The sequence below is a fragment of the Gordonia oleivorans genome (genome assembly GCF_040044975.1).
Lineage (GTDB): Bacteria > Actinomycetota > Actinomycetes > Mycobacteriales > Mycobacteriaceae > Gordonia > Gordonia oleivorans.
Genome location: NZ_JBDZDI010000024.1, coordinates 38,217 through 54,699, shown reverse-complemented (window position 1 = coordinate 54,699; position 16,483 = coordinate 38,217). Strand labels below are relative to the sequence as shown.

The following is a 16,483-nucleotide window of genomic DNA, read 5'->3' as shown; positions in this document are numbered from 1 at the left end:
TCCGGTCTTCTACGAATTTCGAAGCCGATAGGACGGCCGACAACGGTATCCGCAATTCTCGCCCGCTTTCAGACGATGTCGCGGCGCACGATCGTCTGTTCGCGTCCCGGGCCGACGCCGATGCACGAGATATGCGCACCGGAGAGTTCCTCGAGACGCAGGATGTAGTCCTGCGCGTTCTTGGGGAGATCGTCGAAGGTCTTGGCCTCGCTGATGTCCTCCCACCAGCCCGGCATCTCCTCGTAGATGGGCTTGGCGTGATGGAAACCGGTCTGCGTCATCGGCATGTCCTCGACCCGCTCACCGTCGACCTCGTAGGCCACGCAGATGGGCACGGTCTCCAGGCTGGAGAGCACGTCGAGCTTGGTCAGGAAGTAGTCGGTGATGCCGTTGACGCGCGTCGCGTAGCGGGCGATGACGGCGTCGAACCAGCCGCAGCGCCGGGCCCGGCCGGTGGTCACGCCGACCTCGCCGCCGGTCTTGGCCAGGTACGCACCCCACTCGTCGAACAGTTCGGTCGGGAACGGGCCCGAGCCGACGCGCGTGGTGTAGGCCTTGAGGATGCCGAGCACGGTGGTGATGCGATTGGGTCCGATACCCGCACCCACCGCCGCGCCGCCGGCGGTCGGATTCGACGACGTCACATACGGATAGGTGCCGTGGTCGACGTCGAGCAGCGTGCCCTGCGAACCCTCGAGCAGGACGGTCTCACCGCGTTCGAGGGCCTGGTTGAGCAGCAGCCGGGTGTCGGCGATGCGGTGCTTGAAGCCCTCGGCCTGGGTGAGCACCTCGTCGACGACCTGCTGCGGATCGAGCGCGCGGCGGTTGTAGATCTTCACCAGGATCTGATTCTTCAACTCGAGTGCCGCCTCGACCTTCTGGGCGAGGATCGACTCGTCGAGGACGTCGGCGACGCGCACACCGACGCGGGCGATCTTGTCCTGATAGCAGGGTCCGATACCGCGACCGGTGGTGCCGATCTTCCTGTTGCCCAGGAAGCGTTCGGTCACCTTGTCGATGGCCACGTGATACGGCATCAGCAGGTGGGCGTCGGCGGAGATCATCAGGCCGGTGGTGTCGACGTCGCGGTCCTCGAGGCCGCCGAGTTCGGTGAGCAGCACACCCGGGTCGACGACGACACCGTTGCCGATGACGTTGTTCACGCCCGGGGTCAGGATGCCCGACGGGATCAGATGCAGGGCGAAGGTCTCGCCGTTGGGCAGCACCACCGTGTGACCGGCGTTGTTGCCGCCCTGGTAGCGGACCACCCATTGCAGCTTGCCGCCGAGGAGATCGGTGGCCTTACCTTTGCCCTCGTCACCCCATTGGGCGCCGATAAGCACGATCGCGGCCATGGTCTGTTCACCCTTCAGTTGCGTTCGTCGAACCGGGACAACCCTACTGGTTCGGCCTGCTCGATACGCTATTCCCATGTCGTTCGCCCTCATCACGTCCGTCCAGGCACCGTCGGTGGGCACCTCTCGCCGGGCCCTGCGCGACGCCGTGTCGGCGCGGATCGCCGAACCCGGGGTGTCGCGCCTGATCGTCGAACCCGACGCGGACGGTCCCGGTGACGCTTCCGCCGCCGACGCGGCCGCCGCCTCCGACCGCTATCTCGCGCAGGTCATCGCCGCCCTGATGCTGATCGAACGTCTCGACGTCGAGGTCGCCTACGTCGCCGCCCGGCCGACGCCGGCGACCCGCGTCTACGGCCTCCCGCACGGCGACGCGGCGCGCGACCTCGCCCGCACCGGACGGGCACGGGATCTGCCGCTGATCCGCGACGACGCCGCGACGGTGCTCGTCGGCGTCGCCCGGCACCTCGGCGCCGACGGCGGTCCGCTGCACGGCGAGAGTTACGCCGACGATCATCGGCTCTTCCGCGGCGAGGTGCCCGGGATCCGGATCGAGCCGACGCCGGGCGAACCGGGACTGCGAGCCCGCCTCGAGCCGTCCGGAATACGCCGCGTACTGGGTCGACAGCGGTGGTATCCGGGTCGGGCGGTGCAGACCGGTGGGACGAACATCGTCGTGGAACGCGAGGGTGAGCTCACCGAGCGGGTGGTCAAGCGCTCGACGTACTACCGTCACCACGTGGATCTGAAACTGGTGCTGCCGTCAGGAGAATCGTCATGACCGGTCAGGGCTTTGAGCGGCGACGCACGCCGACGATCACCGAGATCGGCCGGGCGGTCCAGCCCGGGGCGATCTTCCTCGGCCTGATCGCCGTGGCCGTCGTCGGCGGATGGTTGTGTGCCACAGCAGGATTCGATCGCGCGTCGGGACGGGCCACCGCGGGCATCCTGCTGCTGGTGCTGTCCGGCTGGGTGATCTCGCTGTGTCTGCACGAATTCGGCCACGCGGTCACCGCCTACCGTTTCGGCGATCGGGACGCCGAACTGCGCGGCTATCTGACTCTCAACCCGCTGCGCTACACCCACCCCGGCCTGTCACTGGGATTGCCGCTGTTGATCATCCTGATGGGCGGCATCGGATTCCCCGGCGGCGCGGTGTATCTGAACGAGCGCGGCTTCACCCGTGCCCAGCGCACCCTCGTGTCGCTGGCCGGACCGGCGATGAACATCGTGCTGGCGATCATCCTGCTGGCGGTGATCAGGGTGTTCGCGCCGCTCACCGACAGCCCGTTCGGGGTCATCATCACCGACCCGTCCACCATCAACCTATGGACCGGCCTGGCCATGCTGGCGTTCCTGCAGATCACCGCGGCGGTCCTCAACCTCATCCCGATGCCGGGATTCGACGGGTACGGGGCCATCGAGCCGTACCTGTCGCCGCAGACGCGGCAGTCGGCGGCCAAGATCGCGCCGTACGGTTTCCTGATCGTCTTCGCTCTGCTGTTCATCCCGGCCCTCAACAACGTCTTCTTCGACGTCATCTTCTGGCTGTTCGAGCTGTCGGGTGTGCCCTCGCAGCTCGCCGGATGGGGCTGGGAAACCTTCCTGTTCTGGCGGCGGTGATCGATCAGACCGGGCGCACCCACGACCGGGTGTTGACGCCGGAGCCGATGTAGCTGCCCTGACCGCAGTCGGCGGCGGTGAATCCACTGCGATCGGTCACCCCGCTGGTGCGGTGATAGAAGACCCGGACGCCGGTGGTCTCGCCGGTGTTGCGACCCAGACCCACGCAGTCGAGTTCGAGGACGGCCCGGACATCGGCCGGGCAGTTGATGGACGCGCCCGCCCAGTAGTTGTAGATCGAGCAGTCGCGTACCGTCGCGGCCTGACCGTCGCCGGCGCCCAGGGTGGCGGCCGCACCCAGCGCCATCCCCGCGATGGCCGTGGTGGTGCAGAGTCGTCGGATGATGCTCGTGTGGATGATGCTCATGCGGTGGTGCCTCTTCTCCGGATCGGGTGGTGAACTCCTACCGGGGGATTCGCGACATACGCGACATTCGTTACCTCAGCAAACAAAACCGCGGCCCTACCACCGCAGTTCGTCGTGGCACTTGTGCTGCTGATCCTCGGGATCCACCTGCACCGTCGCATGCTCGAGACCATGACGGGTGAGCACCTGCCGGGCGGCCGAGAGCACCTCGGCGCCCTCCCGCGAGCTGCCGAGATGCACCGTGGCGACGTCCATCCCGGTGGTCAGCGACCACACGTGCAGATCGTGGACGTCGTCGACGCCGGGAATGGCCGCGAGTTCGGACCGCAGCGCATCGACGTCGATGTGCGACGGAGCCTGCTGGTTGAGGATGCGCAACGCGTCGATGGCCAGCCGCAGTGCGCGCGGCACCACCCAGAGGGCGATGCCCACGGCGACGATGATGTCGGCGTAGCCCCACCCCGTCGTCAGTGCGACGATGCCGGCGACGAGCACGCCCACGCTGCCGACGGCGTCGGCGAGGACCTCGAGGTAGGCACCGCGCACCGCGATGGAATCGCGGGAATCGTCCCGCAGCAGCAGCATGACCGCGAGGTTCACCGCGAGCCCGATCAGCGCGACGACGATCAGCGTCAGACCGGGGACCTGCGGGTCGGAGCCGATCCGCTCGATGGCCTCGTAGAGCACGAACGCCGCGACCCCGATGAGCAATACCGCGTTGGCGACCGCGGTGAACACCTCGGCCCGGTGCCAGCCGAAGGTCCGGGTGTCGGTGGTCTTGCCGTGCCGCGCGAGCAGTAGTGCGGTCAGTCCCATGAGCAACGCGACGACGTCGGTCAGCATGTGCCCGGCGTCGGCGATGAGGGCCAGGGAGTCGACGGCGATGCCGACGGTGAGCTCCACGACGAAGTAGGTGCCGATCAGACCGACGGCCACGGCCATCGGCCAGATCCGTCGATGCGCGGCCGAGGCGGCGTCGACGTGACCGTGCGAGTGCGAGTGTGAGTGTCCCATGACCCAGCCAATATATGCATGAGTTCGCATATATGACAAGAGTTAGGGTCGGCTAAGCGTCTTGGCGCGGTCACTCCTCACCCGTGCGGCACGCCCATCGTCACGCGTCAGTGCAATGACCGCGCGAGCGTGCGGACTCCGCGTCGAGCAGCAACGACCGCGCCGACTCCGATGCCCGCCGGAACCGACGCCCGACCGCGCGGATCTCAGCGCAGCGTCGCCACCGCCGACGACCGTCGCAGTCCCGCCACCATCAGCAGGTCGACCAGCAGCGACCGGATCTCGGCCAGCAACGCCGTCTCGGCCATGCCACGCTCCTCGGCCAGTTCCATTCGCGCCTTGCGGGCGATGGTGCGCAGCACCCGTGCGGCATCGGCGGCATCGGGAGATTCGCCGGGATCGGCGAGCATCATCTCGCGCAGGATCTCGAACGCATCCGCGAGGTCGCCGACGATCTCGATGAGTTCGGGACGCAGTGGTTCACCCCGCTGCGTGATGCCCAGCGCACGCCGGGCGATGATGCGGAAGTTGCGGACCCCGTTGTCGATCGGGTCCGCGGTGGCCGAGATCTTCTGGAGTCGCATCCGCGAGCCCCAGTACAGCGGCGAGAGCGTGCTGATCTCCCGGCCACCGCTCATGTCCTGCCGCATCGTGTTGATCGCGCCCTGCGTACCGCGGCCCTTTTCCAGCGCGGCGAGCACCAGGTCCTGGTCGCCGTCGCGAAGTCCGTCGGCGAGCTGGCGGGCGGCATCGCGGACCGTGGCGAGCACCCCGGCCGCGTCGCGCCGCGCGCGGGCCGCCGGGTTGGCCGGCAGCAACGCCCCGACGAGGATGCCGATCAACCCACCGGTGAGCGCGTCGATCGCGCGGTGGAATCCGCCGATCCCCCCGGGCGGCAGCAGCGTGGCGACCAGGACCGCCGACGACGCCGCCTGCAGCGGGATCAGCGGCCCGTCGTCGAGGAACACGGCGACCGCCATGGCCAGGGCCACCACGACGACGATTTGCCAACCGCCACTTCCTATTTCGACGATCAGCAGGTCGCCGACGAGGATGCCGATGGTGACCCCGGCGACCAGTTCGACCGATCGCCGCCACCGGCGGCCCAGCGACAGACCGAGCGAGATGACCGCAGCGATCGGCGCGAAGAAGGGTTGTGGGTGACCCAGGACGTCGAGAGCGAACCACCACGCCACCCCGGCCGCGATCGAACACTGCAGGATCGGTACCGCCGACAGGTAGAGCCGGCGGATACGCACCCGCAGGAGCCGCGGCAGCGCCTCGTATCCGCCCCGCACCCGCGACGTCAGCGACGTCACCGACGGGTCAGTTCAGCCCGAGGTGATCGACGGCCCTCGGGTCGCTGTCGTTGAGCAGATCGAGGCACCGGAGGTATTCGTCCTCTTCTCCGATCGCCTGCGCGGCCCGGGCGAGTGCACCCACACACCGCAGGAATCCCTGATTCGGTTCGTGACTCCACGGCACCGGGCCGAAGCCCTTCCAGCCGTGGCGTCGCAGTTGGTCGAGCCCACGGTGATATCCGGTTCGGGCGTAGGCGTAGGCCTCGATCACCTTGATGGTCTCGGGTTTCTGTGCGCCCTGGGTGGCCAGTGCACGTTCGGCGAGGTATGCCCACGCGATCGACGCGGTCGGATGCGTTGCCGCCACCTCGGCGGGTTCGGCACCGTTGCGCAGGTCGGATTCGGCATCGTCATCACCGGTCAGGAGCGTGGGTTGCGGTCCGAGGAGGTCTCCGAAGGAAGTCACCCCACCATTCAATCACCGGACCTCTCGGCGGGACGTCCGGTCGTCTCGATGGCACAATGCCCCGAAGGTCTCCGATGGGCGTTTCTCGCCGCGTCGATCGCGGTCTCCCCAGCGGAGAGATGGCAGATCGATTCGCTAGTGTGAATGGCGCACTTCGTCGAGTCGGGATGTGCTGCGTCGCTCCACTCGGGGCGACGTGAGTCTTTGTGGGTATGTCGAGCCTCGTGTTCGAAGAAGGTGTGGTGATGTCCGATGGCGCAGTCTGACGATCAGAAGTCGGCTGTCACCAGGGCTTTTTCAAAGCTGCGGAAACTGCGTGAGCGTGGCGGCGAAGCTGCCGGATCGAGCAGCGCAGCACCGACGCCACCGCGCCCGGCAGGTCCGGCGGGACCCGCACCTCGACCTCAGCAGGGACCCCAGCAGGCCGTTCCGCCCCGTCCGCAGGGCGGCCCCGCGCGCCCCCAGGGTGGTCCGGCGCGAGGACCGCAGCCCGGCCGCCCGGCCGGCGGCAGTCCCACAACGGCGCCGATGCAGGCCACGACCGCACCGTTGCCGACAGCCGGAGCGGGGCGCACGCCGTCGTCGGATCAGGAGACCGTGCAGCACCCGAAGCCGGAGGCGGCCTCTTCCGCCGAGAGCACTCATCCCAAGCCCCTCGGCGGACGCGGTATCGATTCGGCGACCAAGGTGATCTCACGCGCCAGCCTCCCCGACACCACGGACCTCGACGACCTCGAGGATGTCGAGGTCTACGGCAGTGGTCCGGAGTCGGTGGATGCGACCGACGCGGCCGCGGCCGATTCGACCGACACCGTCGAGACGGAGAGCAGCACCGAGACCGCGGACACCGCTGAATCGGAGGGCACCGCCGAAACCGCGAGTGACGCCGAATCCGCGGTTCAGGAAGAAGCAGAGACCGACGACACCGGATCGGACGCGGTCGACGAAACCACCGAACCCGAGTCGGACACCGCCGCCGATGCCCAGGCGGACGAACCAGAGGCCACGGAGACCGACGACACCGTCGTCGCCGAGAACGCGGACGACGCAGAATCTGCCGATGCCGATGCCGCCTCGGATGACGACACCGCGGATGACGACGGTTCCGGTCACGGCACGGCCGTCGCCGCGGGTGTCGCCGCGGCCGCCGCTGCGGGCACCGCAGCCGCAGTCGTCGCCACCTCGGATGACGACGATGCGACCGAGACCGACACCACCGATGAATCGGCCCAGGACGCGCCCGCCGAGGACGCCCCGCAGGGCGACGACGTCGCCGAGGCACCGGAACAGGAATCCGAGGAACCTGCCGCCGAGGTCGAGAGCGACGACACCACCCCACCCGACACCGAAACCGCCACCACCGAACCGGGTGAGGCGGAGCAGGGTGAGACGGAGCCGGGTGAGACGGAGCAGGGCGAGGCGGAACAGGCCGCGCCGGCGTCGGCAGACACCGCAACCGATGCGGATGCGCCCGCCGTTGCCGAGACCGAGGCCGGCGACGCCGATACCGTGGACTCCGACGCCGGGGCAGATGCGGCAGCGGAGACGGAATCGGAGACCGCAGAGCCCGAGACCGCAGAGCCCGAGACCGCAGAGCCCGAGAGCGCAGAGTCCGAGAGCGCAGACACCTCGGATGAGGCCGACACCGAGACAGACTCGGCGGTAGCGGAAGATGCTGTCGCGGAGGCGGATTCCGACACAGCGGACGACACCGTCACCGAAACCGATTCCGCCACAGCGGAAGATGCGGTCGCCGATACCGACATTCCCGAGACCGACATCCCCGACACCGACGCGGCCGAGGCCGCCGTCGCCGAGGCCGCCGAGGATGAGGCGGAGGTAGACGAGCGGGTCGCCGACGAGGTTGATGCGGCAGACGTCGCAGACGTCGCCGAGACCGACACCGCCGACACGGATGTCGACACCGAAACCACCGACACCGCAGACGATGTCGCGGGCGACGATGCCGACACCGTCATCCTCACCAAGCAGGCACCGCAGCAATCCGAGGCCCCGCAGCAGGATGAGCAGTCGGCCACCCCGGGCGCCGGTGCAGCGGTCGCCGGTGCAGCCGTGGCCGGGGGTGCCGTGGCCGCAGGTGCGGCCGCCGCCAAGGCCTCGGCCGGATCGGCGACTGCGGGCTGGTCGACGACAGCCCATCAGCCGCAGGTCATTCCGGGCACGCACGAACCCAAGAAGGCCACGTCCCGGAAGGGTCGCGGTGCACTGCTCGGCGTTCTCGGGATCATCATCGCGCTCGTGGTGATCGCCGGGGGTATCTTTGCCTACCTCCAATTGCGGCCCGCCGCACCGGAAGACGAGGCGGCCGACACCGCCACGACCTACACCACGGCTCTCTACGAGGGTGACCTCGCGACCCTTCGGGACGTCACGTGCGGTGCGAAGTTGGCGTACTACACCAACATGAACGACGCGGACTGGACGAAGATCTTCCAGACCCAGAAGTCCAAGAACGAGCTGACCAAGGTCGAGTCGGTCAATGCGGTGCGCATCGACAACGGCGGCAACAGTGCGGTCGTCGAGGTCACCGCGCTGAACACGAGCACCCCGGATCAGGCTCAGCGATTCGCCATCAATCTGCAGAAGCAGGGCGATGACTGGAAGGTCTGCGATCCGCAGTGACCGGTGATCGCGCCGCGGGCGATCCGTCCGCGGCAGACCCCGGTCACGAGGCCGTCGAGACGCGCGCCATCGACGGTCGCGGGCGCCACCAGCGGCCCATCCCGCCCCCGGACCGCCCCCCGCTGCCGATGGGGACGCGTCCGGCCGCACCCGATGTCCGCGGCCCGATGCCCGGCGCGCATCATGCCGACGCTCCCCAGCGTCCGGTTCCGGGACCACGTGCCGACGCCGCCGTTCCTCCCGGGCCTCCACCTGGCCCACCCGGGGCTCCACCGATCCCATCCGCGGCTCCGCCCGTCCCGCCCGGGGCCCAGCCCGTTGCACCCGAGGCCCCAGCGGCCCCGCCGCAGGGCTTCCCCGTCCCGGCGGCGGTCATCGCCGGATCCGACGATCCCACCCCGCGACTGCCGCAGCCCAGTGAACCCGCAGCCGCCGCGTTCCGCGGGCCGCGTGCGCCGGGCTCCCCACAGGCCGCTGCGCCCGCGCCGCAGATCGCCGAACCACGCCCGGCCGGTCCGCCCGCCGCAGGCCCCCATCCCATCGATCCCCGAGCCGCCGCCGATCCCCGAGGCACCGATCCCCGCCGCCCGGTCCGCGGGCCGCACGACCCGGCCGGTCGCCCGTTGGCGTCCAGGGCCACCTCTCCGTCGCCCGGCCACACCCGCAAGCACCGACCGGATCTGTTGATCATCACGGCGGCCACCGTGATGGTGCTGCTGGCCATCGGGGTCCTGGTCGGGTTGCTCGCCCTCTGAGGCCGAGCAACAACCCATCCCGGTTTCACACCCCCAGACACGAAGGCGGCGCCCCGGAATATCATCCGGGACGCCGCCGTCGGTCTGTGTCGGGTCCTCTCGGACCCGTCAGGTCATGCGCTGATCGACTTGCCCACCGACTTGAGGTCGGTGCAGGCCTCGACGACGCGCTCACTCATGTTCGCCTCGGCCTTCTTGCTCCACACGCGCGGGTCGTAGGTCTTCTTGTTGCCGACCTCGCCGTCGACCTTGAGCACACCATCGTAGTTCTCGAACATGTGCCCGGCGATGGGTCGCGTGTAGGCGTACTGGGTGTCGGTGTCGACGTTCATCTTGACGACGCCGTAGCTCAGCGCCTCCTCGATCTCGCTCTTGAGCGATCCCGATCCGCCGTGGAAGACGAAGTCGAACGGCTTGGATCCCTCGGCGAGGCCCAGCTTCTTGACGACGACCTCCTGACCGGTCTTGAGCACGTCGGGACGCAGCTTCACGTTGCCCGGCTTGTAGACGCCGTGGACGTTGCCGAAGGTGGCGGCGAGCAGGTAGTGACCCTTCTCACCGGTTCCCAGGGCGTCAACGGTCTTCTCGAAATCCTCGGGGGTGGTGAACAGCTTGTCGTTGATCTCCGCCTCGACGCCGTCCTCTTCACCACCGACCACACCGATCTCGCATTCGAGGATGATCTTGGCCGCGGCCGCTTTGGCCAGAAGTTCCTGCGCGATCTCGAGGTTCTCGTCGATCGGCACGGCCGAGCCGTCCCACATGTGCGACTGGAACAGCGGGTTCTTGCCGGCGTCGACGCGTTCCTGGCTGATCGCCAGCAGCGGCCGCACGTAGGTGTCGAGTTTGTCCTTCGGACAGTGGTCGGTGTGCAACGCGATCGTCACGCCGTACTTCGCGGCGACGACGTGCGCGAACTCGGCGAGCGCCACCGCGCCGGTCACCATGTCCTTGACGCCGAGCCCGGAGCCGAACTCCGCGCCACCGGTCGAGAACTGGATGATGCCGTCGCTACCGGCATCGGCGAAGCCCTTGATGGCCGAGTTGATCGTCGACGACGACGTGCAGTTGATCGCCGGGAACGCGTAGCCACCCTCCTTCGCCTTGGCGAACATCTCGGCGTACTGCTCTGGGGTTGCTATGGGCATGTCACGTCCTCCAACCGGGTAGGCGTCTTCTCACCGTGTGAGCGGGTCCACTCGGATTCAGTATGTCAAGGTCGGGCCACCGGCGCGCAGCGGCCCGGGATGTCGGCCCACGACGGATTCAGCAGACACTCATATCCACCCGGTACCCTGAATTTCCGTGACGAACTTCGCGTTGGCCGCAAACACGACAAATCTGGCACTGCTCCCCGGTTTCCTGGATCCCGTCAACCTGCTGAACTCGTTCGGCACGTGGATTCTCGCCGGGCTCCTCCTCGTCGTGTTCATCGAGTCGGGCCTGCTGTTTCCGCTGCTTCCGGGCGACTCGCTGCTGTTCACCGCGGGCCTGATCGTGGCCGCCAAGTCCGCCGACATCGAACCGTTCGCGCCGCTGTGGGTGCTGTTGGTCACCATTCCGATCGCGGCGTTCCTCGGCGATCAGGTCGGCTATCTCATCGGCAACCGGCTCGGGTACTCCCTGTTCAAGCCGAACGCGCGGGTGCTGAAGGAGAAGTACATCATCGAGGCGCACGAATTCTTCGAGAAGCACGGGCCGATCACCATCGTGCTGGCCCGGTTCGTGCCGATCGTGCGCACCTACGCCCCGCTCGTCGCCGGGGCCGCCAAGATGCGCTACTCGATCTTCCTCACCTACAACATCGTCGGTGCCATCGCGTGGGGCGCCGGAGTGACGCTGCTGGGTTACTTCCTCGGCCAGATCGCCTTCATCCGCGACAACGTCGACTACATCTTCCTGCTCATCGTCTTCGTCTCGGTGCTGCCGATCATCTCCGAGGTCGGCAAACGCCTACTCCGCTCCCGGCGTGCGATCGTCGAGGAACCCGTCGACCGTCGTGAGCCGGAGCCGTCGCAGGTCCCTCCCGCAGCATCCTGAGGAAACAGCATCCTGAGGAAACGACCCGTCTGCCAGGCACCCTGCAGCAGGCTTTGGCCGTCTCACAGGCCGACCAAGTAGCCTGGTGACCTGTGATCGACTCCGCTCTTGCCCAGGCCACGACCACCGCGGTCGCACTGCCCGGCATCCTCGACCCCATCAACGTGCTCAGCTGGTTCGGCGCCTGGGCGTTTTGGGGCCTGCTCCTGGTGATTCTCATCGAGTCCGGGGTGCTGTTCCCGGTGTTGCCCGGTGACTCGCTGCTGTTCGTGGCGGGCATGGTCGTCGCGGCCGGCGGCAAGGACGGCATCGACAAGTTCGCCTCGCTGTGGCAACTGCTGATCTTCGTACCCGTCGCCGCCATCATCGGCGGCCAGATCGGCTACTGGATCGGCCGTTTCGTCGGAACCGAGATGTTCCGGCCCGACGCCCGATTCCTCAAGGAGCGCTACCTCGTCGAGGCGCACGAGTTCTTCGAGAAGCACGGCCCGATCACCATCTTCCTGGCCCGGTTCGTGCCGATCGTGCGCACCCTGGCCCCGATCGTGGCGGGTGCGGCCCGGATGAAGTGGGTGGTGTTCGCCGTCTACAACGTCGTCGGCGCCATCGTGTGGGGTGCCGGCATCGTGCTGCTCGGCTACTGGCTGGGTGGCTTCGGGATCGTGCAGAAACTCATCGAACCGATCTTCATCCTCATCGTGGTGATCTCGGTGGCCCCGATGCTCATCGAGTGGTACCGCCGGCGTCGCGCCGCCAAGAAGGCGGTCGTCGACGAGGACGTCACGGCCACACCCACGTCGGTCGAGGATCGCGGCACCGGCTCGGTCTGATCGGCGATCCCGATCCACCCACGGCCCTGATCGACCGTCGACGCCGACGAGCTATCGCGGGCCCTGAAATCCCATACCGAGTCCACTGGTGTGCGGGATGTCCGGCGACGGCACGCCATGAGTCGGACCGACCGGATCGTTGGGCCGTAGTCCGACGGTGTCGTTGCGCCGTACGAAACCTGCCTCGGCACGACGCAGACCCACGATGCGCGGGTGGTCACGCCAGGCCGGCATCTGCGCCATGAAGTGCTTGGCCTGCTCCCGGGCCTCGTGGTAGGTCAGATGCGGATGCTCGACCTCCCACTCCGCGACGATGGACTCCAGCCGCATGTCGAAGGACTGGAGGTTGCCGTACTCGTCGGTGCAGTGCGCGCAGTACCGGTAGGAATGCACCGGCAGACCGCAGCTCTCACAACGTGTGGACGCAATGCCCATTGACCCGCCCCTTCCTCGAAATCCCTATTCGTTTCAGACTGCGCCGGTCGACGCGGTCGGCGAAAGGGTCCGCCGACCGCATCGACCGGTGTCCTAGGTCCTATGTAGGGTCCGGCAACTCAGACGGTCAGCGCGCCCGCGGGGGTACGGTCGCTCGAGTATGCCCACAGCCAGTCGGTGTACTTGTAGCTCGAGGTGTCCCGGGTCTGGAACAGTTCGTTGCGGGCGATGCGACCCACCCCGTCGAGGTGCCACAGCTCACCCCACATCCGGCCGGTGGTCAGGATGCGGTTGCACCGGGGCGCCCGTTCGCCGTTGACAGCGGCCAGGGTGCGGTCCCACGCATCCGAACCACCAAGGGCCAGTTCCTCTTCGGCGTAGTCGGCGATGCACTTGGCGTCCTCGATGGCCATCACCGCGCCGGAGGCGAGGTACTGCAGCGGCGGATGTGCGGCGTCGCCCAGCAGGATCATCCGTCCGTCGACCCAGTTGTCGATGGGCTCACGGTCATACATCGGCCACCAGCGGTCCCGCCACAGGTGATCGGTGGCGGCGCGGACGGTCTCGTGGCAGTGGTCGTAGGCGTGCGCCAGTTCGTCGGGACCACCCCACTCCTTCTCGCCCGCAAGGTATTTGGGTGATCCGAACACCGCCACCTGATTGAGCATGGAGCCGCCGCGCAGCGGGTACTGGATGAAGTGGCAGCGCGGTCCGATGTAGCCGACCACGTCGGTGATGTCGGCACCGGCGGACACCTCCTCCCGCGGGAAGGTGCCACGGTAGGCGACATACCCGGATGCGACGGGTTCATCGTCGGAGAGCGTGCGGCGCAGACGGGATTTCAGACCGTCCATCGCCAGCACCACGTCGGCCTCGTGGGCCTGCCCGTCGGCGGTCGACAGCACCGCCCGGTGGCCTTCGGTGACGACGTCGGCGACGGTCTGCCCGGTGAGCATCTCGGCGCCGGCCGCACGCGCCGCGTCGATGATGAGCGAGTGCAGATCGCTGCGGTGGATGACGAAATACGGTCCGCCGTAACGGTTCCGGAACTCGGTACCGAGATCTACACGGGTCAGTTCCGCGCTGGTGACGGCGTCGCGAAAGACGATATTGCCGGGCAGCACGCCGCGTTCCAGGGCGGCGTCGAGCAGACCCCACGAGTCGAGCATGCGTGCTCCGTGCGGGCCGATCTGCAGGCCGGCACCGACCTCACCGAATTCGGCGGCGCGTTCGAAGAGAGTGACCGAGGCACCCTTGCGTGCCATGGCGAGGGCGGCGGCCGCACCGCCGATTCCGCCGCCGGCGATCAGGACCCGGGACGTTGACAATGACATTTCTGACTCCGATCTGAAGACGAGGATTGAGGGAGAACCGGTGACGGACCAGGGGTCACCGACGCTCAGGCGGCAACCGTGGACGTGGCGATGGCGGACGGCTGCGGGCCGCCCGCCGCGGAGACCGCGACGAGCACCACCGAGGCGATCAACGCGCCGACGCCGAAGAGTGGAGACAGGCCGTGGTGTGCCGCCGCGTCACGCGGGGCGTGGGTGCCGTGCGGTGAAGCGGTCATGACAATCACGGTGATGGACACCACAACCCCGTCGCAATACAGTTCTGCTATGCAGAAACGCGTGATCGAGCGGCCGTCGTACGTCATCACCTCCGTCGACAACGCCCTACGCCTGGTCGTGCTGCTCCGTGACGTGGGCGCGGTGCGACTGTCGGATGCGGCCGCCGAGCTCGGGGTGGCCAACTCCACCGCCCACCGACTCCTCGCGATGCTGGTGTACCGGGGTTTCGCCGTGCAGGACGAGCATCGCGTCTATCACCCCGGACCGGCACTCGGAGCCGGACCGGCACGAAGCGGGTGGACCCGCGACCTCACCGATCGCGCACGGCCCTACCTCGAGGCGCTGACCGCCCAGACCGGCGAGACCTCCAACCTCGTGATCCGGGTGGGCACTCAGGCGAGATTCCTCTACTCGGCCGAATCGGCCACCATCCTGCGGGTCGGTGATCGGCAGGGCCAGGTGCTCGACGCACACCGCACCGCGGGTGGGCGGGCGCTACTCGCCGAACTCGACGAGGCGGTGCTCACCCAGCTCTACCTGCTGCCCGACGGTCAACAGCGGCGCGACGACGCCGATCCCCGGCTGCCGGCCGACGAGTTCGCCGCGTTCAGCGCGTCACTGCGCACGATCCGCGACTCCGGCGTCGGCATCAACCTGCAACTGTCGGAGAACGGGGTGTCGGCCTTCGGCATGGCCATCCACAATCACCGAGGCCTGGCCCTCGGCGCGATCACCGTCGCCGTCCCGTCCACCCGCTACGAGCAGCACGCCCGCGGGCCGCTGATCGGACAGATGCGCCGGTGCGTGCACGAGATCGAGATCGACGTCGCCGACCTCGAACCGTGACGCCGACGCCCGCTCCGGTTCTGCTGTGCAGAAACTTCGAGATCTTCGCCTCGCCCTTCCCCTACCGTCGAGGGCAGTGATCCATCCCATAGGCAGACGGAGAACGCGATGACCACCACCACCCCCGGCGGGACCGACACCGCCCATGGCAGCGCCCCCGAAGAGGACGCGGCCCTCGACGCCCTGTATTCCGACTTCAACGCCGCCAACCTGATCCCGCTGTGGACCCAGATCGGCGACCTGATGCCGATGTCGCCCGCGCCCCGGGCGATCCCCTATGTCTGGCGATGGGCCGAGCTCCTCCCCCTGGCCGAGCAGGCCGGCAAGCTGGTGCCCGTCGGCCGCGGCGGCGAACGCCGCGCGATCGCGCTGGCCAACCCCGGTCTCGGTGGACGCCCGTACGTCAGTCCCACTCTGTGGGCAGCCATCCAGTACCTCGGACCACGCGAGACCGCACCGGAGCACCGGCACAGCCAGAACGCCTTCCGCTTCGTCGTCGAGGGCGAGGGTGTGTGGACCGTGGTCAACGGCGACCCGGTCGCGATGCGCCGCGGCGACTTCCTGCTGACCCCCGGCTGGAACTTCCACGGCCACCACAACGAGACCGACCAGCCGATGGCCTGGATCGACGGCCTCGACATCCCGTTCAGCCACTACGCCGACACCGGCTTCTTCGAGTTCGGCTCCGACGGCGTCACCGACGAGTCGATGCCCGAGGTCTCGCGGTCCGAACGCCTGTGGTGCCACCCCGGCCTGCGTCCGCTGGTCGGGCTCGACGCCAAGGTCAGCTCGCCGATCGCGTGCTACCGCTGGGAGTACACCGACGCCGCGTTGCGTCAGCAGCTCGAGCTGGAGACCGAGGGCTACGCCTCGACCACCGAACCCGGCCATGCCGCCGTCCGCTACACCAACCCGACCACCGGGGGCGACGTCATGCCGACCATCCGCGCCGAGTTCCACCGGCTGCGTGCCGGCGCACAGACCGCCACCCGCCGCGACGTCGGCTCCACCGTCTTCCAGGTGTTCGACGGCGAAGGCGAGGTCACCATCGGCGACGACCGCCGCGAACTGTCCACCGGCGACCTCGTGGTCGTCCCCTCCTGGGTGCCCTGGTCGCTGGCCACCGATCCCGGCATCGACCTGTTCACCTTCTCCGACGCTCCGATCATGGAGCGCCTGCACTTCGATCGCACACAGATCCAGAAGTAGCCCACCCCATCACCCGCCCCGCCCACGA

17 protein-coding genes are annotated in these 16,483 nt (G+C 68.1%); 8 read left to right on the top strand and 9 right to left on the bottom strand.

Annotated elements, in window-relative coordinates:
* Positions 1-68: 68 nt before the first annotated feature.
* Positions 69-1,355 (bottom strand): adenylosuccinate synthase, encoded by a 1,287-nt coding sequence (locus tag ABLE92_RS22880; protein WP_348807094.1) that lies wholly within the window; start codon positions 1,353-1,355, stop codon positions 69-71.
* Positions 1,356-1,431: 76 nt separating this feature from the next.
* On the opposite strand from ABLE92_RS22880, the gene ABLE92_RS22875 reads away from it, so the two are divergent.
* Positions 1,432-2,136: a hypothetical protein gene (locus tag ABLE92_RS22875; protein WP_348807093.1), complete on the top strand. Its 705-nt coding sequence runs from the start codon at positions 1,432-1,434 to the stop codon at positions 2,134-2,136.
* The gene (locus tag ABLE92_RS22870; protein ID WP_348807092.1) at positions 2,133-2,978 is read left to right on the top strand and encodes a site-2 protease family protein; all 846 of its coding nucleotides are present in this window, start codon (positions 2,133-2,135) and stop codon (positions 2,976-2,978) included. The genes ABLE92_RS22875 and ABLE92_RS22870 overlap by 4 nt, the downstream gene beginning before the upstream one ends.
* Positions 2,979-2,982: 4 nt before the next feature.
* Here the strand turns inward: ABLE92_RS22870 and ABLE92_RS22865 are convergent, their stop codons facing one another.
* The 4 genes from ABLE92_RS22865 to ABLE92_RS22850 form a co-directional block, all read right to left on the bottom strand.
* Positions 2,983-3,345: a hypothetical protein gene (locus ABLE92_RS22865; protein WP_348807091.1), complete on the bottom strand. Its 363-nt coding sequence runs from the start codon at positions 3,343-3,345 to the stop codon at positions 2,983-2,985.
* Positions 3,346-3,441: 96 nt separating this feature from the next.
* A complete protein-coding gene (locus tag ABLE92_RS22860; RefSeq protein ID WP_348807090.1) occupies positions 3,442-4,359 on the bottom strand; it encodes a cation diffusion facilitator family transporter in 918 nt (305 codons plus the stop codon).
* 206 nt (positions 4,360-4,565) lie between these two features.
* Positions 4,566-5,669, bottom strand: coding sequence for an FUSC family protein (locus ABLE92_RS22855; RefSeq protein WP_348807120.1), 1,104 nt, complete (start codon positions 5,667-5,669; stop codon positions 4,566-4,568).
* A gap of 16 nt (positions 5,670-5,685) precedes the next feature.
* On the bottom strand, positions 5,686-6,126 hold the full coding sequence (locus tag ABLE92_RS22850) for a DUF3151 domain-containing protein (RefSeq protein WP_348807089.1): 441 nt from the start codon (positions 6,124-6,126) through the stop codon (positions 5,686-5,688).
* Between the two features lie 528 nt (positions 6,127-6,654).
* On the opposite strand from ABLE92_RS22850, the gene ABLE92_RS22845 reads away from it, so the two are divergent.
* Positions 6,655-8,769: an Rv0361 family membrane protein gene (locus ABLE92_RS22845; protein WP_348807088.1), complete on the top strand. Its 2,115-nt coding sequence runs from the start codon at positions 6,655-6,657 to the stop codon at positions 8,767-8,769.
* Positions 8,766-9,524, top strand: a complete 759-nt coding sequence (locus ABLE92_RS22840; protein ID WP_348807087.1) for a hypothetical protein — start codon at positions 8,766-8,768, stop codon at positions 9,522-9,524. The genes ABLE92_RS22845 and ABLE92_RS22840 overlap by 4 nt, the downstream gene beginning before the upstream one ends.
* A gap of 113 nt (positions 9,525-9,637) precedes the next feature.
* Here ABLE92_RS22840 and fbaA read toward each other — a convergent pair whose 3' ends face one another.
* Entirely contained in the window at positions 9,638-10,672 is a 1,035-nt protein-coding gene (gene fbaA, locus ABLE92_RS22835; protein WP_348807086.1) for a class II fructose-bisphosphate aldolase, read from the bottom strand.
* Positions 10,673-10,829: 157 nt separating this feature from the next.
* Between fbaA and ABLE92_RS22830 the strand changes: the two genes are divergently transcribed.
* Complete coding sequence (locus tag ABLE92_RS22830) at positions 10,830-11,564, top strand: VTT domain-containing protein (RefSeq protein WP_348807085.1); 735 nt, start codon at positions 10,830-10,832, stop codon at positions 11,562-11,564.
* Between the two features lie 92 nt (positions 11,565-11,656).
* A complete protein-coding gene (locus tag ABLE92_RS22825) occupies positions 11,657-12,394 on the top strand; it encodes a DedA family protein (RefSeq protein ID WP_348807084.1) in 738 nt (245 codons plus the stop codon).
* A gap of 51 nt (positions 12,395-12,445) precedes the next feature.
* On the opposite strand, the gene ABLE92_RS22820 is transcribed toward ABLE92_RS22825, so the two are convergent.
* The 3 genes from ABLE92_RS22820 to ABLE92_RS22810 form a co-directional block, all read right to left on the bottom strand.
* Positions 12,446-12,829, bottom strand: a complete 384-nt coding sequence (locus ABLE92_RS22820; protein ID WP_348807083.1) for a hypothetical protein — start codon at positions 12,827-12,829, stop codon at positions 12,446-12,448.
* Positions 12,830-12,948: 119 nt separating this feature from the next.
* Positions 12,949-14,163: an FAD-dependent monooxygenase gene (locus ABLE92_RS22815; RefSeq protein ID WP_348807082.1), complete on the bottom strand. Its 1,215-nt coding sequence runs from the start codon at positions 14,161-14,163 to the stop codon at positions 12,949-12,951.
* 65 nt (positions 14,164-14,228) lie between these two features.
* Positions 14,229-14,399, bottom strand: coding sequence for a hypothetical protein (locus ABLE92_RS22810; RefSeq protein WP_348807081.1), 171 nt, complete (start codon positions 14,397-14,399; stop codon positions 14,229-14,231).
* 49 nt (positions 14,400-14,448) lie between these two features.
* Between ABLE92_RS22810 and ABLE92_RS22805 the strand changes: the two genes are divergently transcribed.
* Entirely contained in the window at positions 14,449-15,246 is a 798-nt protein-coding gene (locus tag ABLE92_RS22805) for an IclR family transcriptional regulator (RefSeq protein WP_348807080.1), read from the top strand.
* 108 nt (positions 15,247-15,354) lie between these two features.
* A complete protein-coding gene (locus tag ABLE92_RS22800) occupies positions 15,355-16,455 on the top strand; it encodes a cupin domain-containing protein (protein ID WP_348807079.1) in 1,101 nt (366 codons plus the stop codon).
* The last annotated feature ends 28 nt before the right edge of the window (positions 16,456-16,483 follow it).